Consider the following 21,455-nt stretch of genomic DNA (forward strand, 5'->3'; position numbering starts at 1 on the left):
TGCTAACCTTGCGTCGCCCTTCTTCAATGGGGAAGGAACAGTCACGCATGAATCCGGTTTTGATCGCGATAGCGTGCGGCCTTTTGGCCGTGCTCTATGGATTCATTACCTCGCGGCAGGTGCTCAGCGCCTCGGCGGGTAATGAAAAAATGCAGGAAATCGCCGCCGCCATCCAGGAAGGCGCCAAGGCCTATCTGGGCCGCCAATATCGCACCATTGCCATCGTCGGCGTCGTCGTGGCCGTCTTGGTCGGGGTTTTCCTCGGCGCGATCTCGGCGACGGGCTTCGTTATCGGGGCCGTCCTGTCGGGGGTTGCCGGCTTCGTCGGGATGAATATCTCGGTGAAAGCCAATGTCCGCACCGCGGCCGCGGCGCAAACCGGGCTTCAGGCAGGCCTGACCATGGCATTCCGCGCCGGCGCGATCACCGGGCTGCTCGTGGCGGGCCTCGCGCTCCTCGCGATTTCGGTCTTCTTCTGGTATCTGATCGGCCCCGGCGGCTACACCGTTGGCGGTGATGACCGTACGGTCGTCGATGCGCTCGTCGCGCTCGCCTTCGGCGCCTCGCTGATCTCGATCTTCGCGCGCCTTGGCGGCGGCATCTTCACCAAGGCAGCCGACGTCGGCGCCGATCTGGTCGGCAAGGTCGAGGCCGGAATTCCCGAGGATGATCCGCGCAACCCTGCGGTGATTGCCGATAACGTCGGTGACAATGTCGGCGACTGCGCCGGCATGGCCGCCGACCTGTTCGAAACCTATGTCGTCACCGTCGGTGCCACCATGGTGCTGATCGCGTTGCTGCTGAAGGGCGCGGGCGATATGCTGTTGCCGCTAATGACGTTGCCGCTGCTGATGGGCGGCGTCTGCATCATCACCTCGATCATCGGAACCTATTTCGTCCGTCTTGGCGGCGGCAAGAACGTCATGGGTGCGATGTACAAGGGCTTCCTCGTCACCGCGGTCCTGTCGATCCCCGCGATCTGGTTCTCGACCAGCTATGTCCTCCAGGGCGACATGGCGACCGACATCACCGGGACCGATTTCAACGGCAGCGACCTTTTCTATTGCTCGCTGCTCGGGCTTGTCATCACCGGGCTGATCATCTGGATCACCGAATATTACACCGGCACCAATTATCGCCCGGTGCGCAGCATCGCCAAGGCGTCGGAAACGGGTCATGGCACCAACGTCATTCAGGGCCTTGCCATCAGCCTTGAATCGACCGCGCTGCCGACGCTCGTGATCTGCGTCGGCATCGTCGTTGCCTTCCAGACCGCGGGCATCGTCGGCATTGCCTTTGCCGCCACCGCGATGCTCGCGCTCGCCGGCATGGTCGTCGCGCTCGACGCTTATGGTCCGGTCACCGACAATGCCGGCGGCATTGCCGAAATGGCGGGCCTCGACGATTCGGTGCGTGAAAAGACCGACTTGCTCGACGCCGTGGGCAATACGACCAAGGCGGTGACCAAGGGCTATGCCATCGGATCTGCGGGTCTCGCGGCGCTGGTGCTGTTCGGCACCTACACCGCCGACATCAGTGAATATTCGGCCAAGCTCGGTTTGACCGAGCCGCTGACCTTCTCGCTGTCGTCGCCCTATGTCATCGTCGGGCTGCTGCTCGGCGCGCTGTTGCCGTACCTGTTCGGCGCCTTCGGCATGACCGCGGTCGGCCGTGCGGCGGGCGAGGTCGTCAAGGATGTTCGCGAGCAGTTCAAGAACAACCCGGGCATCATGACCTATGAGAGCAAGCCCGACTATGCGCGTACGGTCGATCTGGTGACCAAGGCGGCGATCAAGGAAATGATCGTGCCCAGCCTGCTGCCGGTGCTGGCGCCCATCGTCGTGTTCTTCGTGATCCGCGGCGTGGCCGGTCCGGCCGCGGCCTTGGAAGCGCTCGGTGCGCTGCTGCTCGGCGTGATCGTCGGCGGGCTGTTCGTCGCCATCTCGATGACCTCGGGCGGCGGCGCATGGGACAATGCGAAGAAATATATCGAGGACGGTAACCACGGCGGCAAGGGCAGCGATGCCCATAAGGCGGCCGTCACGGGCGACACCGTAGGCGATCCCTACAAGGATACCGCAGGCCCGGCGGTCAATCCGATGATCAAGATCACCAACATCGTGGCGATCCTGCTCCTCGCGGCGCTGGCGCACGGCGCGGCGTAAGCCGCGCTGCCGTCAAGGCAAAGAAAAGCCCCGCCGGAGCGATCCGGCGGGGCTTTTTCTATGTCGGCTTTGGGGTGGGTGGCGAGCGGTCATCGCGCCTTGTCACGCTGAACTTGTTTCAGCATCCATGGCCTGAGCTCTCACCCCACGCAGCGCCAAAGGAAACGGCAGGCCATGGACCTTGAAACAAGTTTCCAGCCCTCCCTCGTCATCCGCGGAGGAGACCCGTGGTTCGTCCGCCTTGACCAGGGGTCCCGCTTTCTGGGGCACTGTCATTTTTCAACGTCAAGCGGGACCCCGGATCAAGTCCGGGGTGACGAAGAATGGAACGTCCGCAACCGGTCGTTAGCCGTCGTTCAGGACGCGCTGGCCGCCTTCATCTGCTGCGCATAGCCCGCCTGCACCATCGCGCTCATCCGGTCGAACAGCGCGTCGGGATCGCTGCGCCGCAGCGCGGCCGTCGCGGCTTCGGCGCCTTCGGCAACGACCAGTTCGCGCGTGCCCGCCTCGACCGCGCTCAATATCTGTGCCGCCGCGAAGTCGGGCGACAGGCCATTGTCGATCGCCGCATCGCTCGTCCCGCGCACGCTGCCGTCGGCGTTCAGCGCGTTGCGGCTGACGTTGGTCGCGACCGACCCGGGCGCGACGACGAGTATTTTCAGCCCCAGATGCTCGTTTTCGGCCCGCACGCTATCGTGATAGCCGATCAGGCCGTGCTTCGCCGCGCAATAGGCACTGCGCAGCGGCACGCCTGCAATGCCCGCGACGCTCGAAATCGCGACGATCTGTCCGCCGCCCGCGCCAACCATGCGCGGCAGCAGCGCCTGCGTCAGCGCGATCGGCGCGAGCAGGTCGACCGCGACAATCTGTTGATAGACCGAAAAATCGGTTTCGATCGCAAGGCTGCGCTGCGAGATGCCGGCGTTGTTGACCAGCCCGTCGATGCGCCCGCCCCAATTCCACGCCAATTCGGCAAGTCCGGGAATCGCGGCATAGTCGGTCGCTTCGAACGGCAGGATCATCGTCCCGGCACCGCAGTCTTTTGCGACGGCTTCAAGCGCGGCGATATTGCGGCCCGACAGGATCAGCCGTGCCCCGCGCGCCGCGAGCGCACGGGCAAGTGCCGCGCCGATGCCCGACGAAGCGCCGGTAATCCACCATATTTGATCCTGCATGACGGCTCCCACTCTCTGTTTCGTTTCAACTTGAAACGGGTGTGAGGAGCCGTCAAGCCACCGCTTCAGCGCATTTCCGTGCAGGGGTGGCAATTTTGTTGCGAATCTGTTATAATTAATAACAACACGCTGACATTCCGCCTCTTCCCGCCGCTTGGGCTGGGGCACATTCGGCGTTTCCGATGGAGCCATATCCCTTGACACGCTGACTGGCGAGCGCCGCCCGATATGCTGATCCCCCTCAAAACCGAGGGCGGGATGCACCGGTGTTGTCGCACTTTCCAGCCGCGGTCAAGACAGCAGAAAGGAATTTGCATGTCCGCAAGCACGCTTTTGTTCGAAGTCGGTGATTATGTCGTTTATCCTAAACATGGCGTGGGGCGCGTCATCGAGTTGCAGCGGTCGGAAATCGCCGGCATGCAGCTCGAGCTTTACGTCCTGCGCTTCGAAAAGGAAAAAATGACGCTTCGCGTGCCGACGAACAAGGCGGAAGGCGTGGGCATGCGCAAGCTGTCGTCGGACAAGACGCTGAAGGAAGCGCTGCAGGTGCTGACGACGAAGCCGAAGGTCAAGCGCACCATGTGGTCGCGCCGCGCGCAGGAATATGAAGCGAAGATCAATTCGGGCGACCTCGTGTCGATCGCCGAAGTGACGCGCGACCTGTTCCGCGCCGACGACCAGCCCGAACAGAGCTATTCGGAACGCCAGATCTTCGAAGCGGCATCGAGTCGTCTCGCGCGCGAACTGGGCGCGATGGAAGAAAGCGACGAAAAGACGGCGCAGGCGAAGATCCTCCAGATACTCAACGAGCATGCGCCGCTCTATTACGCCGAAAAGGCAATCTGAGCTTCATACCTAGCGATAGGGAAGAGGGCGGTCCGCGAGGGCCGCCCTTTTTTGTTGCGCGATCGTAGCGATTGCAAATTCAGGACGAGGCGATCCGCTATCGGCTGGTTGCAGCCACCCCATTCACCGTCACCCCGGACTTGATCCGGGGTCCCGCCTGACGTCGGGAACTGCCGGGTCCCTCAAAAGGCGGGATCCCGGGTTGAGGCGGAAGAGCCACGGGTCTCCTCCGCGGATGACGAAGGGAGGGCTGGAAGCGGCCGGTTGCTGCCGTTTGCATTTTCTATCGGTGTCATCCCCGCGAAAGCGGGGACCCAGAGCGGTATTGCGCAGCCTTGGGTCCCCGCTTTCGCGGGGATGACAAAGATTAGGTGTGCATGACGAACTTTGAACGTCTGCTCACCATCCCAAAGCGGACGTCCTTTCGCGCCGGGAAAGGTCGGGGGTGACCGGCTTGGCTGCCGATGCACGATCACGGGTAGGTCGCGCTCACGAAATACAGCCCGTCGGGCGGGGCGTTCAATCCCAGCGCGCCCCGGTCCGCCGCGTCGAGCGCCGTCTTCAGATCGCGCGCCGACCATTTGCCATGGCCGACCAGCGCGAGGCAGCCGACCATCGAGCGCACCTGGTGGTGCAGGAAGCTGCGCGCCGCAGCCTCGATGATCAACTCGTCGCCGTGGCGGCTGACGGTCAGCTTGTCGAGCGTCTTGACCGGGCTTTGCGACTGGCAATGCGCCGAGCGAAAGGTGGTGAAATCGTGGAGCCCGATCAGCTGCTGCGCCGCGGCGTGCATCGCATCGGCATCAAGCGGCCGGGCGACCTGCCACGACAGCCCCTTGTCCCAGGTCAAAGGGGCGCGGCGGTTGACGATGCGATATTCATAAGCGCGCCCGGTACAGGCAAAGCGGGCGTGCCAGTCATCGGGTACGATGTCGCATCCGACGATGGCGACCGGCGCGGGGCGAAGCTGGGCGTTGAGCGCCTCGGTCAGTTTGAACGGGGTCAGCGGCTTTTCGATGTCGACGTGCGCGCGCATCGCGATGGCATGAACCCCGGCGTCGGTGCGCCCGGCGCTGAACACCTGCACGGTTTCGGCGGTGAAGCGGTGGATCGCTTCTTCGATTGCCTGCTGGACGCTGGGGCCATGCGCCTGTCGTTGCCAGCCCATATAGGGGCGGCCGTCATATTCGATGGTGAGAGCGAAGCGGGTCATGAGAGGCGGTCATCCTGAAATTCGTCATGCCGGACGTGATCTGGCATCCATGGGGCTTGGCGCAGCTATGGACCCCGGATCAAGTCCGGGGTGACGAAAACCGCAAATAGAACATCATGCCAGCCGCGTCCCCTTCGCGATGGCGCGGCCGCGCAGCAGTTCGCCTGCGTCCATTACGGGCTTGCCGGCACGTTGCGCGCGCACCGCCCGAACCGCACCGGGGTTACACGCGATGGTCAGCGCATCGTCGAGCGTGATGCCGGGGGTGGCGCCCGCAACCGTATCCGAAGGGTGGGCAACCTCGGCGGTCAGGATCTTGTACCGCTCGCCATCGAGTTCGAAGAAGGCGCCGGGAATCGGATTGAACGCACGGACCTGCCGCTCGACCTGTACCGCGCTGGTCAGGAAATCGAGCCGCGCCTCGCTCTTGTCGATCTTTGCCGCGTAGGTCACGCCCGCGTCGGGCTGCGCTTCGGGGGTGAAGGCGTGGAGGTCGCTCAGCACCTTGACCATCATCAATGCGCCCATTTCGGCGAGCTCGTCGGTCAGCATGCCGGCGGTCTTGCCTGCGATCGGTGTCGTCTCGACCAGCCGCATCGCGCCGGTGTCGAGTCCCGCGTCCATCTGCATGATCGTCACGCCGGTCGCGGCGTCGCCCGCCAGGATCGCGCGCTGCACCGGCGCCGCGCCGCGCCAGCGCGGCAGGATCGATCCGTGGACGTTCAGGCACCCTTCGCGCGGGGCATCGAGGATCGCCTGCGGCAGGATCAGGCCGTACGCCGCGACCACCGCGACATCGAGATCGAGCGCGGCGAATTCGGCCTGCGCCTCCTCGCTCTTCAGACTCTTCGGCGTGCGGACAGGCAGGCCATGCTCCGCGGCCCAGACATGCACCGCGCTCTGCTGCAGCTTCTTGCCGCGCTGCGCGGGGCGCGGGGGCTGGCTATAGACGGCCGCGATGTCGTGCCCTGCGGCATGAAGCGCGGCAAGCGTCGGCACCGCAAAGGGCGGCGTTCCCATGAAGGCGATGCGCATGGGTGCGGGCTTTGGCGGAGGATGCGGCGAAGGGCAAGGATCTCGCTTGCCTCAATCGTCATCCTGGCAAAGGCGAAAGCGGGACCCCGGATCAAGTCCGGGGTGACGAAGGGGTTATCCGGGGTGACGAAGGGGTTATTGTGCACCGATTGCACAGCCACTACCACAAGCTCATGGCCTCCACCGAAATCGAAGCGCTCGTCCAGCAACTCGCCCGCCTGCCGGGGCTTGGCCCGCGTTCGGCGCGGCGCGCGGTGTTGCACCTGATGAAGAAGCGCGAAAGCAGCTTTGCGCCGCTGCTCGCCGCACTCCAGACGGTGTCCGAACGGCTCGTCACCTGCGGCATCTGCGGCAATATCGACACGCAGGACCCGTGCGCGATCTGCGCCGACCCGCGGCGCGATGCGCGGTCGCTGTGCGTCGTCGAGGAAGTGTCGGACCTGTGGGCACTCGACAAGTCGCGGCTGTTTCCCGGCAAATATCATGTGCTCGGCGGCCGCCTCTCGGCGCTCGAGGGCATTCGCCCGCAGGACCTCAGCATCGACGCATTGGTCGCGCGCGTCGCCGCAGGCGGCATCGACGAGGTGGTGCTGGCGATGAACGCGACGCTGGAGGGGCAGACGACGGCGCATTATCTGGCTGAGCGGCTCGAGGGCTATCCGGTGCGGCTGACGCAGCTCGCGCATGGTTTGCCGGTAGGCGGCGAGCTCGATTATCTGGACGAAGGGACGCTGGCGCAGGCGCTGCGCGCGCGGCGACCAGTGGGTTGACGTCGGCCATGCGAATTCATACCTGCACGCCATGGCCATCCTACCCATCATAGAGACTCCCGATCCGCGGCTGCGCGTCATTTCGAAGCCCGTCGAGACGTTCGACGCCGAGCTCAAGACGCTGGTCGCCGACATGTTCGAGACGATGTACGACGCTCCCGGCATCGGGCTCGCCGCGATCCAGGTCGCGGTGCCGAAGCGGATATTGGTGATCGACCTGCAGGAACCCGACCCCGACGACGAAGAGGGCAAGAAGGTGATCCGCGAACCGCGGGTCTTCATCAATCCCGTCTTTTCGGATGAGAGCGAGGAGCATAGCGTCTATTCGGAAGGTTGCCTGTCGGTCCCCGAACAATATGCCGATGTGACGCGCCCCGCCGAAGTCACCGTCGATTGGCAGGACGAGGATGGCAAGCATCATCAGGAACGCATGACCGGGCTGATGGCGACGTGCATCCAGCATGAGCACGACCATCTGGAGGGCATTTTGTTCATCGACCATCTGTCGCGGCTGAAGCGCGACATGGTGCTGAAGAAGCTCGCGAAGATGCGCAAGGCGGCTTGAATCCCTCTCCCCATGGGGGAGAGGGCAGCGAGACTCGCGAGCTTGTTCGCTGGTCGCAGCGGGTGAGGGCGCTTCGGCGCGAGGTGTCCAGACCCTCACCCAGCTCCAGCTAGGCGGCAAGCCGCCAAGCCTTCGTACCCCTCTCCCCCAAGGGGAGAGGGTTTTTTATCAGCCCGCCTTCGCCACGCCAACCATGGCGGGGCGCAGCAGCCGGTCCTTCATCATATAGCCCGCCTGCATTTCCTGCACGATCGTGCCGGGTTCCTTGTCGCTGGGGATTTCGAGCATCGCCTGATGCTGGTTGGGATCGAGCGGCAGGCCGACCGCGGCGATGCGGGTGATGCCGTTGCGTTCGAACACGCTCAGCAATTCGCGTTCGGTGGCTTCAAGGCCGGTGATCAGCGGCTTGATCGCCTCGTCGGCGCGCTGCTCGGCGCTGAGCGCGGCGAGCGCGCGGCCGAGGTTGTCGGCGACCGACAATATGTCGCGCGCGAACTTGGTCGAGGCATAGGCATGCGCGTCGGCAATTTCCTTGTCCTTGCGGCGCGTGACATTCTGCGTCTCGGCGCGCGCATAGAGGAGGTCCTGCTGCAGGCCCGCGACCTGTTCGGCGAGACTGGCGATCTCGTCAGTTTCGCTCGGGGCTTCGGTCGCGGCGGCTTCCGCCGCGACATTTTCGGGGGTCAGCGCGTCGTCTTCGACGGGCGTGTCATTGTCGTTGTTCGTCATAAACCTATCGTATCAGTCTGGAGAGCGATTGAGCGGTGAAATCCACCATGGGAACGATACGCGCATAGTTCAAGCGCGTCGGGCCGATTACGCCCACCACGCCGACCACGCGCCCGTCGCTGCCGCGATAGGGCGCGGCGATAACCGACGATCCCGACAGCGAGAAGAGCTTATTCTCCGAACCGATGAAAATTCGCGTCGCGGCGCCCTCGCGCGCGCTGTCGAGCAGTCCTGCGATGTCCTGTTTGGTTTCGAGTTCGTCGAGCAGCTGGCGCACCCGGTCGAGGTCGCCGAGCGCGCTTTCGTCGAGCAGATTGGCCTGGCCGCGCACGATCAGCACGGGCCGGTCGGTGCCGTCGGACGACCAGATCGCGAGGCCGCGCGACACCAGATCCTGCGCCGCGCGGTCGATCGCGATGCGTTCGGCCTCGATCTCGTGCCGCACCCGCGCCATCGCCTCGGCGAGTGTCAGTCCCGACAAGGTGGCGCTGATATAATTTCCGGCCTCGGTCAGCGCCGACTGGCTCAGCCCCGGCGGCACGTCAATGACGCGATTTTCGACCGCGCCGTCGCCCGCGACGAGGACGACGAGCGATTGCGTCGCCGACAGCGGAACGAAGGCCACCTGTTTCAGCACGCGTTCGTGCTTGGGCACGAGGACGAGACCGGCGCACGCCGACAGCCCCGACAGCGCCGATGTCGCCTGCGCGAGCGCGCTTTCGATCGGTCCGGCGTCGGACAGGCTCGCCTCGATCTGCGCGCGGTCCTCGGCCGACGGTTCGGCGACCTGCATCATGCCGTCGACGAACAGGCGCAGCCCCTGTTCGGTCGGCATGCGTCCCGCGCTGGTGTGCGGGCTCGACAGCAGGCCATATTCCTCGAGATCCTGCATCACGTTGCGGATCGACGCGGGCGACAGATTGAGCGCCGCGAATTTGGACAGGGTGCGCGACCCGACCGGCTGCCCGGTTTCCAGATAGGCGTCGACGACCAGACGGAACACATCGCGGGCGCGCGTGGTGAGTTCGGTGATCGGCGGCGTGGTCATGGGGGGAATCTAGGGACGGGGAGAGGAAGGGGCAAGCTTTGCTGGTCAGCGCGGGCAAGTCGCGTTAGCCTTTCCGACGGGGAGGACAGCATGACGACACGCCCGCTTACCCAGGATGATCCGCTCGACGACTTCGGCCATCGCGAGATGACGCTGCTTGGCGGCCGGCATCGCGTCTACACCATGGGCAGCGGCCCTGCCGTCATCGTGATGACCGAAATGCCGGGGATCAGCCCGCATGTCGCGCGCTTCGCGCGCTGGGTGCGCAATGCGGGCTTTACCGTCTATATGCCGCATATCTTTGGCAAGGACGGCGCGGTGCCGCGCATGCCGGGCGCCTTGTTCACCATCGCCGGTGGTTGCATCAGCCGCCAGTTCCGCGCGCTGGCAGCCAATGAAAGTGCGCCCGCGACGCAGTGGCTCCGCGCGCTCGCGGCGCAGGCGCATGGCGAATGCGGCGGCAAGGGGGTTGGCGCGATCGGCATGTGCTTTACGGGCAATTTCGCGCTGTCGATGATGCTCGAACCCGCGGTCATCGCCCCGGTGCTCGCGCAGCCGTCGCTGCCGATGACCAAGCCGGCGGCGATCCATATCGCGCCGGACGAGCTCGCGGCGGTCAAGGCACGGATGGTTGCCGAAGATCTGACCGTGCTGGCCTATCGGTTCGCGGGCGACAAATTCTGCCAGGCAGCCCGCTTCGCCGCCTATGAAGACGCGCTCGGCGACCGCTTTATCGGCAAGGTGTTACCTGACAGCGCGGCTAACCCGGTCAGCCCGATGAAGAATCCGCACAGCGTCGTCACCATCCATCTGATCGACGAGGCGGGGCAACCGACGGTGCAGGCGCGCGACGAAATCCTCGATTTCTTCAAGATGCGGTTGAGCGAATGAGGGCGGCGGCCTAAGGGCGGCGGCATCATCATTTGAAAGGATTCTTCATGCGCCCTTCCGGCCGCGCCCCCGACCAGATGCGTCCCATCGCCCTCGAGACCGAATTCACCATCCATGCCGAGGGCAGCGTGCTCGTGTCGTTCGGCAACACCAAGGTGCTGGTGACCGCGAGCGTCGACGAAAAGGTGCCGCCGTTCCTGCGCGGCAAGGGGCAGGGCTGGGTGACGGCCGAATATGGCATGCTGCCCCGCGCGACGCACACGCGCGGCAGCCGCGAGGCGGCGAAGGGCAAGCAGTCGGGCCGGACGCAGGAAATCCAGCGGCTGATCGGCCGCAGCCTGCGCGCCGTCGTCGACATGAAGAAGCTGGGCGAGCGCCAGATCGTCATCGATTGCGACGTGATCCAGGCCGACGGCGGCACGCGCACCGCGTCGATTTCGGGCGCGTGGGTCGCGCTGCGCCTCGCGGTCGACAAGCTGCTCGCCGCCAAGACGATCGCCGAAGATCCGATCGAGGACAAGGTGGGCGCGATTTCGTGCGGGATCTACAAGGGCACGCCGGTGCTCGACCTTGATTATGACGAAGATTCGGTGGCCGAAGCCGACGGCAATTTCGTGCTGACCGGCCGCGGCCAGATCGTCGAAGTGCAGGCGAGCGCCGAGGGCGCGACCTACGACGAGGAAGGCCTGCTCCGCCTGCTGCGCCTCGCCCGCATCGGCTGCGCCGAGATTTTCGCGGCACAGGACAAGGCGGTAGGGCGGTCGTAGCTTTCCTCTCCCGTCGGGAGAGGAAGCGAGACTTGCCAGCTTGCTGGCTAGTCGCAGCAGGTGAGGGGATGTGTCCGGGCAGCCGCACAAATCGTCAACGCCAATCGCGCGAAAATTGCGGCGCGCGGAAACCGAGGCCGAAAAGAGGCTTTGGCGCGTACTTCGGGCGCGCCAATTCCTTGGTTTCAAATTTCGCCGGCAATCGCCCATTGCCGGTTTCGTTGCTGACTTCTTGTGCGAAGAGCTGCGGATTATCATCGAGGCGGACGGCGGGCAGCATGCCGAAAATGCTGCCGACATCGACCGGACCGCGCGCCTGCAAGCGGCTGGCTATCAAGTCATCCGATACTGGAACAATGACATTATGAGCAATCTGGAAGGCGTTTTGGAGGATTTGCGCGGGCGTGTGCTTGCCGTCGCCAACGGCAGACCCCCTCACCCAACCCTCTCCCAAGGGGAGAGGGCTTTGTGACCCGCAAACTGCAACCCGGCCGTCTCGTCATCGCCAGCCACAATGCGGGCAAGGTGCGCGAGATAAGGGCGCTGCTCGAACCGTTCGGGATCGAACCGGTGTCGGCGGGCGACCTTGGCTTGCCCGAGCCCGAGGAGACGGGGACGAGCTTCGTCGAAAACGCGCTGCTGAAGGCGCATGCGAGCGCGGCGGCGGCGGGGCTGCCGGCGCTGGCCGACGACAGCGGGCTCGAGGTCGCGGCGCTGGGCGGGCGGCCCGGCGTCTACACCGCCGACTGGGCCGAACGCCAATGGTATGAAGGCGAGCCGGGGCGCGACTGGTATATGGCGATGGGCAAGGTCGAAGGCCTGCTCGCCGAACAAGGCGCCGATGTCGATCGCAGCGCGCGCTTTGTTTGCACGCTCGCGCTCGCCTGGCCCGATGGACATGCCGATGTTTACGAAGGTGCCGCGCAGGGCAGCCTGACCTGGCCGCCGCGCGGGCTGCTGGGCTTTGGTTATGATCCGGTCTTCGTTCCGGTCGGCAACTCCCTGACTTACGCGGAAATTGATCCGACGGAAAAGCATGCGATCAGCCATCGTGCGGACGCTTTTGCGAAGCTGGTCGCGGGCGCCTTCGCATAGCCTGAATTATACCCGGATAATATTGACAGAGTTTTTATCCGGGTATAATGGGTCGCCATGACTCACGAACATCACAGCGTCACCGCCTTTCTCGGCGACACCAAGCTCGCTTCCGGAAATCGCGAAACCGTCACCCGGACGATCGAGGAGCGCTATCCCGGCGACCTCGGCGCGATTCTCGTTTTCGACGATATGTCCGGCCGGCTCACCGATCTCGACTATTGGGACGCCGCGACGGCTGCCCCGGCGCCCTCCGCGGGCCGCCCGCGGCTTGGCGTGAAAGCGCGCGAGGTCACGCTGCTGCCGCGCCATTGGGACTGGCTTGCGGCGCAGCCGGGAGGGGCGTCGGCGACGCTGCGGCGGCTGGTCGAAACTGCGAGCCGCGACGCGCCGGACGCAAAGCAGCGCAAGGAGGCGGCTTATCATTTCATGAGCCACCTCTGCGGCGACCGGCCGGGTTATGAGGACGCGCTGCGCGCCTTGTACCGCGACGATGACGAAGGGTTTTTCGCCACCGTGGCGGCATGGCCCGACGATATTCGGGCCCATATCGCGCAGATGCTGAAGCGCTGAAACGGCGGATGGGAGATTCCGGCTTTCGCCGCCATGACGAAAGGGGGTAGGGGCGCCGCATGGCCGACCCGCTTGCCCTTTATGTCCATTGGCCGTTTTGCGTGTCGAAATGCCCCTATTGCGACTTCAACAGCCATGTGCGCGAAAGCGTCGATCAGGCGGTGTGGCGCGCGGCGTTGCTTGCCGATCTGCGGTACGAGGCAGGGTTGCTGCCGGGGCGCACCGTCGGATCGATCTTTTTCGGCGGCGGCACACCGAGCCTGATGCCGCCTGCAACGGTCGCGGCGGTGATCGCGGCGGCAGATGAAGCCTGGGGGCTGGCCGAAGCTGTCGAGATCACGCTGGAGGCCAATCCCAATTCGGTCGAAGTTGCCAACTTCGCCGCGCTCGCATCGGCCGGGGTCAATCGCGTATCGATAGGGGTTCAGAGCTTCGACCCGCAGGTGCTTGAATTTCTTGGCCGCGCGCACAGCGGCGATGAGGCGCGCCGGGCGATCACCGCGGCGCAGGATCATTTCGCGCGTGTCAGCTTCGACCTGATCTACGCCCGGCCGGGGCAGTCGCTCGCGGCATGGGAGGCCGAACTTCAGGGCGCGCTGGCGTTCGGCACCGATCATCTTTCGCTCTATCAGCTTACCATCGAACCCGGCACGCGCTTTGCGACATTGGCGGCAAAGGGCGACCTGACGATTCCCGACGGCGACACCGCCGCCGACCTGTTCGACGCGACGCAGGCGATAACGCGCGCCGCGGGGCTGCCGCGCTACGAAGTGTCGAACCATGCGCGCGCCGGGCAAGAGAGCCGCCATAATCTCGCTTACTGGCGCTACGCCGATTATGCGGGCATCGGCCCCGGCGCGCATGGCCGACGGCTCGGACAGGCGACCGAGCGGCACAAGAAGCCCGAAAATTTCGTCGCCGCGGTCGAGCGCAACGGTCATGGGCTGAAGGTCGAGAGCGACCTGCCGCCGCACGAGCGCGCGACCGAGGCGATGCTGATGGGGCTGCGGTTGACCGAAGGCATCGACCTGGCGCGGATCGAAGCGCGCAGCGGATTGCCGCGCGACGCATTTCTGGATGCGGAAACGGCGGCACGGCTGGCGCGGCAGGGGCTGATGCGGCAGGTAGGCGACACGCTTGCGGTGAGCGACGATGGCATATTGCTGCTCGACTCGATCCTTTCCGAGGTGGTGCGGACCGGCTAGTTAAAGCAGGCTCCGTTCGCATCGAGCGAAGTCGAGATGCCCATCGTTCGTCCATGCCTTCGCGGTGTCTCGACTTCGCTCGACACGAACGGATTGGGAAGGAATTGTGTTGGCGCAAGATTTGATCCGCGACTGGGATGCCCATCTGGCGCATGAAAAGCGCCGGTCGGAGCATACGCGCCGTGCCTATATCGCGACGGCGACACGCTTCTGCGCCTTTCTGTCGAACCACCATGGCGGTGCGGTCGATGCGCACATGCTCAAATCGCTGACCGCCAACGACTTGCGCGCCTATCTTGCCGCGCGCCGGGCCGAGGGGCTGGGCAATACGTCGGCGGCGCGCGAGCTGTCGGCGCTGCGCGGTTTCCTGCGCTTCACTGGCGGATCGGGGGCGGTGGTGCCGCCATTGCGCGGGCCGCGGGTCAAGAAGGGGCTGCCGCGTCCCGTTGCGCCCGCCGAGGCGATGCAGCTTGCGCAGGATGTCGAGGATAATGCCCGCGAGGGCTGGGTCGGCGCGCGCGATTTCGCGCTGCTGCTGCTGCTCTATGGCGCTGGCTTACGGATCGGCGAGGCGCTGGGGCTGACGGGTGCGGTGCTGCCGCTCGGCGAGACGCTCCGCGTCACCGGCAAACGGAACAAGACGCGCATCGTCCCGGTCCTGCCAGCGGTGGCCGCCGCGGTTTCCCGCTATGTTGCGGCTTGCCCATGGCCGATCGCGAAGGACAGCGCGTTGTTTCTTGGCGCGCGCGGCGGCCCGCTGGCGCCCGGGGTCGTCCGCGCCAGCGTCCGCGCCGCGCGCCGCGCCCTGGGGCTTCCCGAACGCACGACCCCGCACGCGCTGCGCCACAGCTTCGCGACGCATTTGCTGGCGGGCGGAGCGGATTTGCGCAGCCTGCAGGAATTGCTCGGCCATGCGAGCCTGGCTTCGACGCAGGTCTACACCGCGGTCGATGCGGCGCATTTGCTCGATATCTATCGCAGCGCGCATCCGCGGGCGTGATCGGCGAGCAACAGAAGCTCGCTTCGACTTACCGGGGTGTTCGTTTGCCCTTGGTGCGGCTTGTCAGGTGGAAAAGCCGGCAGCGGTCGCAGCGGTACGGTCGGAGCTGAAATTCGGAACGCCGAACGACCGCGAGCGCTTCCTCTTCCGATCGATAGGAATGCTTCTTTACGCAAATGCTCAATCTGGTGCGCACGCGGTCTCTTTGGTGAGGATCAACGACGGCCGCTTATCAAACATCGGCGGGCAAATCCCGATCATTCGCCTTTTGCCTTCGGCTTCCAGGTGATGACGCGCCAGATATAGATCAGCACCAGCGATCCGATCGCGACCAGCGCGACGGGGCCGACAAAGGCGTCGAGGTTCGCGAACTTCCCGCCGAACCAGTTGCCCGCGCCTGCCAGGGCGGCGATCCAGATCGTCGATCCGGCGGCGGTCCAGATCAGGAATTTCGCCTGGTTCATCCTCACCATGCCGGCGGGGAGCGACACCATCGTCCGCGCGACGGGCATGAAGCGTGCGAAAAAGATTATCGCGGGGCCGTATTTCAGAAAGAAATTGTGCATCCGTTCGACCTCGGCCCAGTCGAGCGTCAGCCAGCGGCCGTGGCGGTCGATGAAGGGTTTGAGCCGCGCATAGCCGATCCAGCGTCCGATGCCGTACCAGACCCAGTTGCCCGCGGTCGTGCCCGCGACCGCGACCGCGACGAGGGTCCAGAAATCGAAATGGCCCTTGGCGACGCCGATGCCGCCGAGGCCCATGATCACTTCGGACGGGATCGGCGGGAAGACGTTTTCGAGGAACATGAGGATGAAAATCCCCATATAGCCCCAGCCCTGGATCAGGTTCAGGATGAAATCGGTCATGACAGGGGTAACGCGGCGGCTGCGTCAACCGATCCGGCGAACGATCGCGTCCCAGATCATGCCCGCGGTATCGCTGTTGTTGAAACGGTCGATCGCGACGATGCCGGTCGGTGAGGTGACGTTGATTTCGGTCAGCCATTCGCCGCCGATCACGTCGATGCCGACGAAGACCAGCCCGCGTTCCTTGAGGCGCGGTCCCAGAATGTCGCAGATTTCCTGCTCGCGCGGGGTGAGTTCGGTCGCCTCGGCATAGCCGCCGACCGCGAGGTTCGAGCGGAATTCGCCTTCGCCGGGTTTGCGATTGATCGCGCCCGCGACCTCGCCGTCGACCAGCACGATGCGCTTGTCGCCCTTCGCGACGCTCGGCAGGAACTGCTGGACCATGAAAGGCTCGGGCCAGACCTGCCCGAACAGTTCGACGAGCGCGCCGAGATTGCCGCCATCGGCGTCGATCTTGAAAACAGCCTTGCCGCCATTGCCGTGGAGCGGCTTGATGACGACCGCGCCATGGCGCGCTTGGAAATCCTTCACCGCGTCGAGGTTGCGGGTCACCATCGTCGGCGGCATGAATTCGGGAAAGTCGAGGACGAACACCTTTTCGGGCGCGTTGCGGACCGAAACCGGATCGTTGACGACCAGCGTTTCGTGCGCGATCCGCTCGAGCAGCCAGGTGCCGGTGAGATAACCGAGGTCGAAGGGCGGATCCTGTCGCATCAGCACGACATCGACGTCGCGGCCAAGGTCGAGCAGCACTTCGTCGCCGAACGTGTAATGGGCGCCCGCCTCGCGCTTCGCTTCGGTGATGCGGTGCGCCCTGGTGGTGAGGCGCCCGGCCTCCCACGTCAGCCCGCGGACGTCGTAGTGGTAAAGCTCGTAGCCGCGTTCGAGCGCTTTCAGGATCAGGTGGAAACTGCTGTCTCCCCCGATGTTGATTCCGTCCATCGGGTCCATTTGCACGGCGGCGCGCAGGGTCATTATGTCTTCCTCAGGGTTGCCAGACGTGGACCAGATGGCGCGGCAGGCGTCCCGGCGCAAGGAGCATCACGTCGATGCGGATATCATCGCGTGGCCGGATGAAGCGGGGACTCAGCATTTCCGCCGCCGCGGCAACACGGCGCAGGCGATATGCGTCGATCGCGAAATCGAGATCCTCGATGCGGTCGCGCCACTTGACCTCGATGAAGGCGATGGTGCGCCCGCGCCGCGCGACCAGGTCGACCTCTCCCGCGGGAACGCGCAGCCGTTCGCCCAATATACGCCAACCGTGCAGGCGCAGCCACCAGGCCGCGCGGCGTTCGGCCTTGCGTCCGCGAGCTTCGGCGGCGGCGCGGTTCACCCGCCCTCTTTCAAGGTCAGCGCGCGGGCATAGGTCTCATGCCGGTCGAGTCCGAAGCGTTTGGCGACTGCCTTCGCCGCCTGTGCGACGGGCTTGCCGGCCATCGCTTCGCGCAGCGCGGCGTCCAGTGTCGCATCGTCGGCCGCTTCGGCGATCGCCGCGCCGGGCGGGCCGACGACGACGACGATCTCCCCCTTCGGCGGCGCATCGGCGTAGCGCGCGGCGAGGTTGCTGAGCGTGCCGGTGACGCATTGTTCGTAGAGTTTGCTGATCTCGCGCGCGACCGCGGCCTCGCGATCGCCCAGCCCTTCGGCCATTGCCGCCAAGGACGCCGACAGGCGCGGTCCGCTTTCATAAAAGACCAAAGTCGCGCGCAGTCCGGCAAATTCGGCGAGCGTGTCGGCGCGCGCCTTGGCCTTGTTCGGCAGGAAGCCCGCGAACAGGAAGCGGTCGCTGGGCAGCCCCGACAGGGTGATCGCGGCGATCGCGGCGCACGGGCCGGGCAGGGTGGTCACGTGCCGCCCCGCCCCGCGCGCGTCGCGGACCAGCTTGTATCCGGGGTCCGAAATCAGCGGGGTTCCGGCATCCGACACGAGTATGACAATTTCATCGGCCATTCGCGCAACCAGAGCGGCGCGGGTGCGTTCGTCGCTATGATCATGATAGGGGGTCATCGGCACACGCAAACCAAGATGGGCGAGAAGCTTCGCCGTCACGCGCGTATCCTCCGCCGCGATGACGTCGGCGGCGGCAAGCGTCGCCGCGGCGCGGGCGGAGATGTCGCCGAGGTTGCCGATGGGCGTCGCAACGATATAGAGTCCGGGCAAGGGAGAATCTGAGATGGTCGAATCCGGCATGACGCCGAAAATGGCAGAAACTGCTACCGAGCGCCAAAACAATGCGGCGTCGCGGCGAAAAATGCTGCGCACGATGGCAACGCTGGCGATGGCAGGGCTGCTGGCGGCGTGTCAGGTCGTTCCCAAGTCCGACGGGCCCGCGACCCCGCCGCCGCCCGACCGGCCGGCCGACGACATCGGTCCGGGCTTGCCGACCGACACCGACCGCCACCGCGTCGCGCTGCTCGTCCCCGAAACCGGTCCCAACGCCGATGTCGGCATGGCGATCGCCAATGCGACGACGATGGCACTGCTCGATTCGCGTACCGAAAAGGTCCGCATCACCACCTATGACACCGCGCTCGGCGCCGCGGCCGCGGCGCGGCAGGCGGTCGCCGACGGCAACAAGCTGATCCTCGGCCCGCTGCTGAGCGAGGATGTCGCGGCGGTCGCGCCGATCGCGCGCGCGGCAAAGGTGCCGGTATTGAGCTTCTCGAACGACAGCAGCGTGGCCGGCAACGGCGTCTTCATCATGGGCTTCGTCCCCGGCCAGTCGGTCGAACGCGTCGTCGCCTTCGCGCGCGGCAAGGGACATGTCCGCTTCGGGGCGCTGGTGCCCAAGAATGTTTATGGCGACCGGTCGGCGGCGGCGTTCCGCGCCGCGGTGACCGAAGCCGGCGGGACGCTGGTCGCGGTCGAAAGCTATGATCGCAGCGCCACCGCGCTGACCGGCGCGGCGCGACGGCTGGCCAGCGGCGGCGCGATGGACGCGGTGCTGATCGCCGACAGCGGCGGCAATGCGATCCGCGCGGTGCCGGTGATCAAGAGCAGCGGCAACAAGCAGATCCTCGGCACCGAACTGTGGAATACCGAAGCCTCGCTGGGCAGCAATGCGGCGATGCGCGGGGCGTGGTTCGCCAGCGTGTCGGACGGGCTCTACGGCCAGCTCGCGGGCAAATATCGCACCCGTTTCGGGCGGGCGCCCTATCGCCTGGCGAGCCTTGGCTATGATTCGGTGCTGCTGACCGTTCGCATTTCGCGCGACTGGAAACCGGGCACCAGCTTTCCGGCGAACAAGCTGCTCGCCGCGGATGGCTTTGGCGGCATCGACGGCATCTTCCGCTTCAACAACCGCGGCATTGCATTGCGCGCGCTGGAAGTGAGCGAGGTCGGTGCCGGCGGATTCCGCGTCGTCGATCCCGCGCCGACGAAGTGGTGATCGTGAAAGGCGTGGCATAGCCGCCACAGTCGGACGAAAAAGCGGCGGGCAATCCGGTGCCGCAGCCTTTACGTGCGCCGCGCGTTCACTATATGGACATTGCGCGCGCTTCGTGCCGATTCCGCGCGCCCGTCATGAATGACTCAGGAGATACAGCTATACCACCGCCCATGACTCGCCGCCCGATGGACCGAATGCCGCCCAAGAATGGCCCGCGATACAATGAATTCATCGCCTCCCCCAAGGTCCGCGTCATCGACGACGAAGGCGAAAATCTGGGCGTCATGCTGACCGCCGAAGCGATCGAACAGGCGGCCTCCGTCGGGCTGGACCTCGTCGAAGTATCCCCGAACGCCGATCCGCCGGTGTGCAAGTTCCTCGACGTGGGCAAGTTCAAATACGAAGCCCAGAAAAAGGCGAATCTGGCGCGCAAGAGCCAGAAGACGCAGGAAATCAAAGAGATCAAGATGCGTCCGAATATCGATGATCATGATTTCGACGTGAAGATGCGCAAGGTGTTCGACTTCCTCGGGGAAGGCGACAAGGTCAAGATGACGATGCGCTTCCGCGGCCGCGAGATGAGCCACACCCAGCTTGGCCTCAACGTGCTGCAGCGCGTCGCCGAACTGACGTCGGAAATCGCGAAGGTCGAGGCGCATCCGCGCACCGAGGGCCGTCAGATGCTGATGGTCATCGCGCCGAAATAGGTTGCGATTTCAGCTTTCGTTATCCCGGCCTTTGCCGGAAGGACGAAATCAGGAACCGATATGAAATTGGAGGGCGGTCGTTCCGGCGGAACGCCCGCCCGCTTCATATCGGCGCTCGATCATGCGGGCGTGGCCGTCGGCGGCGACCGCGACCAGCGTCGAGGCGCGGGTGCCGTATATGTCGCCGCGCAGGAACAGCGCCGGGCCGTCCTCGGCCATCAGCGTATCGAGCAACGCTTCCGGATCCGTGCCGGCATCGGCAACGGCCTGGAGTGCGAGGCGCAGCCGCTCGGCGCGGGGGCAGGGGCTGTCGACGGGCTCGTTGGCGAGCGCCTGGACGCCGGCGCCCAGCGGCATGATCAGCGGCACCGGCCGGTTGGTCAGCAGTCGCGCCGCGCCGCCGTTGACCGCGAACAGGTTGAAGGCGTTGAAGCGCGGCAAATCCGTCGTCGCCGGCTCGGCGAAGCGCCCCGAACCGTGCAGCATGTCGGTCACCAGCGCGCCGCGCGATTCCTTTGCCGGATCGGGCATCGCACCGCGGACGTTGGTCACGACGACGGCGCGCCCGCTCGGCCGGTGCAGCCCGAGCCAGGTGCCGCCCGCCTGCAGGTCGCGCCCGGCGGCGATCCCGCTGCCGTCTTCCCATGGATGGAGCGGCGCCGCGGGCCGCGCGTGAAATTCGTCGCGATTGCCGACCAGGATGAGCGGCCATTGCGGATGGGCATGGTGAGCGAGAGCAACGACACACATGCGGTGCATATCGTCATGCACCGCCCGCTTGCCAAGCCCCCAATCCGCCGTCCGGGCTGTATTGTGCTGCTATATCACCGCATTGCTGACGGCCGCAAAGCATGATAGTTTTGCGCGATTTTTCAGCAGGGGAGGCGAATATGACCGAAGTGCGTAAAACGCCGTGGCATTTGTGGCTGGTGGGTGGGCTGACCCTGCTCTGGAATCTGTTTCCGGCGGTCGATTTCACCCTAACCAATATGCAGAATGGTTTCTGGCTGTCGCAATATAATGAAGAACAGCGCACCTTCTTCCTGAGCACCCCCGCCTGGGCAAATGCCTGTTGGGCGCTGGGCGGCTTCGGATCCTTCATCGGGTCGCTGCTGCTTCTGCTGCGCTCGCGCTACGCGCTCACGGCCTTCATCGCGTCGGCCGTGGGGCTGGCCGGGGTGACCTATTATCAGCTGGTCCAGAATGGCGACACACTGAAGCGGCTGCTCGGCGACGTGCCGCTCTATACCAGCATCGTGGTCTGGGTGGTCCTGCTCGCGCTGATCTTCTACGCGCGGGCGATGAAGGCGCGGGGCGTGCTGCGCTGACGGGGGAATGACAGGTTTCGGCTGGGAGTTGCCGTCCTTTTCATCGTCACCCCGGACTTGATCCGGGGTCCCGCTTGGCGCCGAAA

The 21,455-nt window shown here is 65.3% G+C and carries 24 protein-coding genes; 14 read left to right on the top strand and 10 right to left on the bottom strand.

Annotation, left to right across the window (positions count from 1 at the left end; genetic code table 11):
* Positions 1-47 precede the first annotated feature (47 nt).
* On the top strand, positions 48-2,165 hold the full coding sequence (locus FHR22_RS02195; RefSeq protein ID WP_166938437.1) for a sodium-translocating pyrophosphatase: 2,118 nt from the start codon (positions 48-50) through the stop codon (positions 2,163-2,165).
* Positions 2,166-2,521: 356 nt separating this feature from the next.
* On the opposite strand, the gene FHR22_RS02200 is transcribed toward FHR22_RS02195, so the two are convergent.
* The gene (locus FHR22_RS02200) at positions 2,522-3,340 is read right to left on the bottom strand and encodes an SDR family NAD(P)-dependent oxidoreductase (RefSeq protein ID WP_166938439.1); all 819 of its coding nucleotides are present in this window, start codon (positions 3,338-3,340) and stop codon (positions 2,522-2,524) included.
* Between the two features lie 315 nt (positions 3,341-3,655).
* Between FHR22_RS02200 and FHR22_RS02205 the strand changes: the two genes are divergently transcribed.
* Positions 3,656-4,186: a CarD family transcriptional regulator gene (locus FHR22_RS02205; RefSeq protein ID WP_166938442.1), complete on the top strand. Its 531-nt coding sequence runs from the start codon at positions 3,656-3,658 to the stop codon at positions 4,184-4,186.
* A 472-nt stretch (positions 4,187-4,658) separates the two neighbouring features.
* Here the strand turns inward: FHR22_RS02205 and truA are convergent, their stop codons facing one another.
* Positions 4,659-5,399: a tRNA pseudouridine(38-40) synthase TruA gene (gene truA, locus FHR22_RS02210; protein ID WP_166938444.1), complete on the bottom strand. Its 741-nt coding sequence runs from the start codon at positions 5,397-5,399 to the stop codon at positions 4,659-4,661.
* A 114-nt stretch (positions 5,400-5,513) separates the two neighbouring features.
* Positions 5,514-6,434 carry a methionyl-tRNA formyltransferase gene (gene fmt, locus FHR22_RS02215; RefSeq protein ID WP_166938446.1) on the bottom strand — a complete coding sequence of 307 codons (921 nt, stop codon included), beginning with the start codon at positions 6,432-6,434 and terminating at the stop codon, positions 5,514-5,516.
* A gap of 173 nt (positions 6,435-6,607) precedes the next feature.
* Between fmt and recR the strand changes: the two genes are divergently transcribed.
* Together recR and def are read left to right on the top strand one after the other, a co-directional pair.
* Positions 6,608-7,204: a recombination mediator RecR gene (gene recR / locus FHR22_RS02220; RefSeq protein ID WP_166940668.1), complete on the top strand. Its 597-nt coding sequence runs from the start codon at positions 6,608-6,610 to the stop codon at positions 7,202-7,204.
* Positions 7,205-7,235: 31 nt separating this feature from the next.
* Positions 7,236-7,769: a peptide deformylase gene (gene def, locus FHR22_RS02225; protein WP_166938449.1), complete on the top strand. Its 534-nt coding sequence runs from the start codon at positions 7,236-7,238 to the stop codon at positions 7,767-7,769.
* Positions 7,770-7,937: 168 nt separating this feature from the next.
* On the opposite strand, the gene grpE is transcribed toward def, so the two are convergent.
* Both grpE and hrcA read right to left on the bottom strand, forming a co-directional pair.
* Positions 7,938-8,498, bottom strand: coding sequence for a nucleotide exchange factor GrpE (gene grpE / locus FHR22_RS02230; protein WP_166938451.1), 561 nt, complete (start codon positions 8,496-8,498; stop codon positions 7,938-7,940).
* Positions 8,499-8,502: 4 nt separating this feature from the next.
* Complete coding sequence (gene hrcA, locus FHR22_RS02235; protein WP_166938454.1) at positions 8,503-9,546, bottom strand: heat-inducible transcriptional repressor HrcA; 1,044 nt, start codon at positions 9,544-9,546, stop codon at positions 8,503-8,505.
* 90 nt (positions 9,547-9,636) lie between these two features.
* Between hrcA and FHR22_RS02240 the strand changes: the two genes are divergently transcribed.
* From FHR22_RS02240 to FHR22_RS02270, 7 genes are all read left to right on the top strand, one after another.
* Positions 9,637-10,437 (top strand): dienelactone hydrolase family protein, encoded by an 801-nt coding sequence (locus FHR22_RS02240; protein ID WP_166938456.1) that lies wholly within the window; start codon positions 9,637-9,639, stop codon positions 10,435-10,437.
* Positions 10,438-10,484: 47 nt separating this feature from the next.
* Positions 10,485-11,204: a ribonuclease PH gene (gene rph, locus FHR22_RS02245; protein ID WP_166938459.1), complete on the top strand. Its 720-nt coding sequence runs from the start codon at positions 10,485-10,487 to the stop codon at positions 11,202-11,204.
* 70 nt (positions 11,205-11,274) lie between these two features.
* Positions 11,275-11,676, top strand: a complete 402-nt coding sequence (locus FHR22_RS02250; protein ID WP_166938462.1) for a DUF559 domain-containing protein — start codon at positions 11,275-11,277, stop codon at positions 11,674-11,676.
* On the top strand, positions 11,673-12,299 hold the full coding sequence (gene rdgB / locus FHR22_RS02255; protein ID WP_166938464.1) for an RdgB/HAM1 family non-canonical purine NTP pyrophosphatase: 627 nt from the start codon (positions 11,673-11,675) through the stop codon (positions 12,297-12,299). Before FHR22_RS02250 ends, rdgB begins: the two co-directional genes overlap by 4 nt.
* Before the next feature lie 57 nt (positions 12,300-12,356).
* A complete protein-coding gene (locus tag FHR22_RS02260) occupies positions 12,357-12,872 on the top strand; it encodes a DUF2239 family protein (RefSeq protein WP_166938466.1) in 516 nt (171 codons plus the stop codon).
* Between the two features lie 59 nt (positions 12,873-12,931).
* Complete coding sequence (gene hemW, locus FHR22_RS02265; RefSeq protein WP_166938468.1) at positions 12,932-14,077, top strand: radical SAM family heme chaperone HemW; 1,146 nt, start codon at positions 12,932-12,934, stop codon at positions 14,075-14,077.
* Between the two features lie 106 nt (positions 14,078-14,183).
* A complete protein-coding gene (locus FHR22_RS02270) occupies positions 14,184-15,077 on the top strand; it encodes a tyrosine-type recombinase/integrase (protein WP_166938470.1) in 894 nt (297 codons plus the stop codon).
* Positions 15,078-15,334: 257 nt separating this feature from the next.
* On the opposite strand, the gene FHR22_RS02275 is transcribed toward FHR22_RS02270, so the two are convergent.
* The 4 genes from FHR22_RS02275 to rsmI are packed head-to-tail and all read right to left on the bottom strand — an operon-like array spanning position 15,335 to position 18,136.
* A complete protein-coding gene (locus FHR22_RS02275) occupies positions 15,335-15,943 on the bottom strand; it encodes a DedA family protein (protein WP_166938472.1) in 609 nt (202 codons plus the stop codon).
* A 24-nt stretch (positions 15,944-15,967) separates the two neighbouring features.
* A complete protein-coding gene (gshB, locus tag FHR22_RS02280; RefSeq protein WP_166938475.1) occupies positions 15,968-16,918 on the bottom strand; it encodes a glutathione synthase in 951 nt (316 codons plus the stop codon).
* A 10-nt stretch (positions 16,919-16,928) separates the two neighbouring features.
* Complete coding sequence (locus FHR22_RS02285; RefSeq protein WP_166938478.1) at positions 16,929-17,279, bottom strand: YraN family protein; 351 nt, start codon at positions 17,277-17,279, stop codon at positions 16,929-16,931.
* The gene (gene rsmI / locus FHR22_RS02290; protein WP_166938480.1) at positions 17,276-18,136 is read right to left on the bottom strand and encodes a 16S rRNA (cytidine(1402)-2'-O)-methyltransferase; all 861 of its coding nucleotides are present in this window, start codon (positions 18,134-18,136) and stop codon (positions 17,276-17,278) included. Before rsmI ends, FHR22_RS02285 begins: the two co-directional genes overlap by 4 nt.
* Positions 18,137-18,146: 10 nt before the next feature.
* Between rsmI and FHR22_RS02295 the strand changes: the two genes are divergently transcribed.
* On the top strand, positions 18,147-19,334 hold the full coding sequence (locus FHR22_RS02295; RefSeq protein ID WP_341786535.1) for a penicillin-binding protein activator: 1,188 nt from the start codon (positions 18,147-18,149) through the stop codon (positions 19,332-19,334).
* Between the two features lie 170 nt (positions 19,335-19,504).
* Positions 19,505-20,041, top strand: a complete 537-nt coding sequence (gene infC, locus FHR22_RS02300; protein WP_166938482.1) for a translation initiation factor IF-3 — start codon at positions 19,505-19,507, stop codon at positions 20,039-20,041.
* Positions 20,042-20,089: 48 nt separating this feature from the next.
* On the opposite strand, the gene FHR22_RS02305 is transcribed toward infC, so the two are convergent.
* Positions 20,090-20,791 (bottom strand): NRDE family protein, encoded by a 702-nt coding sequence (locus FHR22_RS02305; RefSeq protein WP_166938484.1) that lies wholly within the window; start codon positions 20,789-20,791, stop codon positions 20,090-20,092.
* A 140-nt stretch (positions 20,792-20,931) separates the two neighbouring features.
* Between FHR22_RS02305 and FHR22_RS02310 the strand changes: the two genes are divergently transcribed.
* Positions 20,932-21,369 carry a hypothetical protein gene (locus tag FHR22_RS02310; protein ID WP_166938486.1) on the top strand — a complete coding sequence of 146 codons (438 nt, stop codon included), beginning with the start codon at positions 20,932-20,934 and terminating at the stop codon, positions 21,367-21,369.
* Positions 21,370-21,455 lie beyond the last annotated feature (86 nt).

The organism is Sphingopyxis panaciterrae, from assembly GCF_011762125.1.
In the GTDB taxonomy this organism is placed as follows: Bacteria; Pseudomonadota; Alphaproteobacteria; order Sphingomonadales; family Sphingomonadaceae; genus Sphingopyxis; species Sphingopyxis panaciterrae.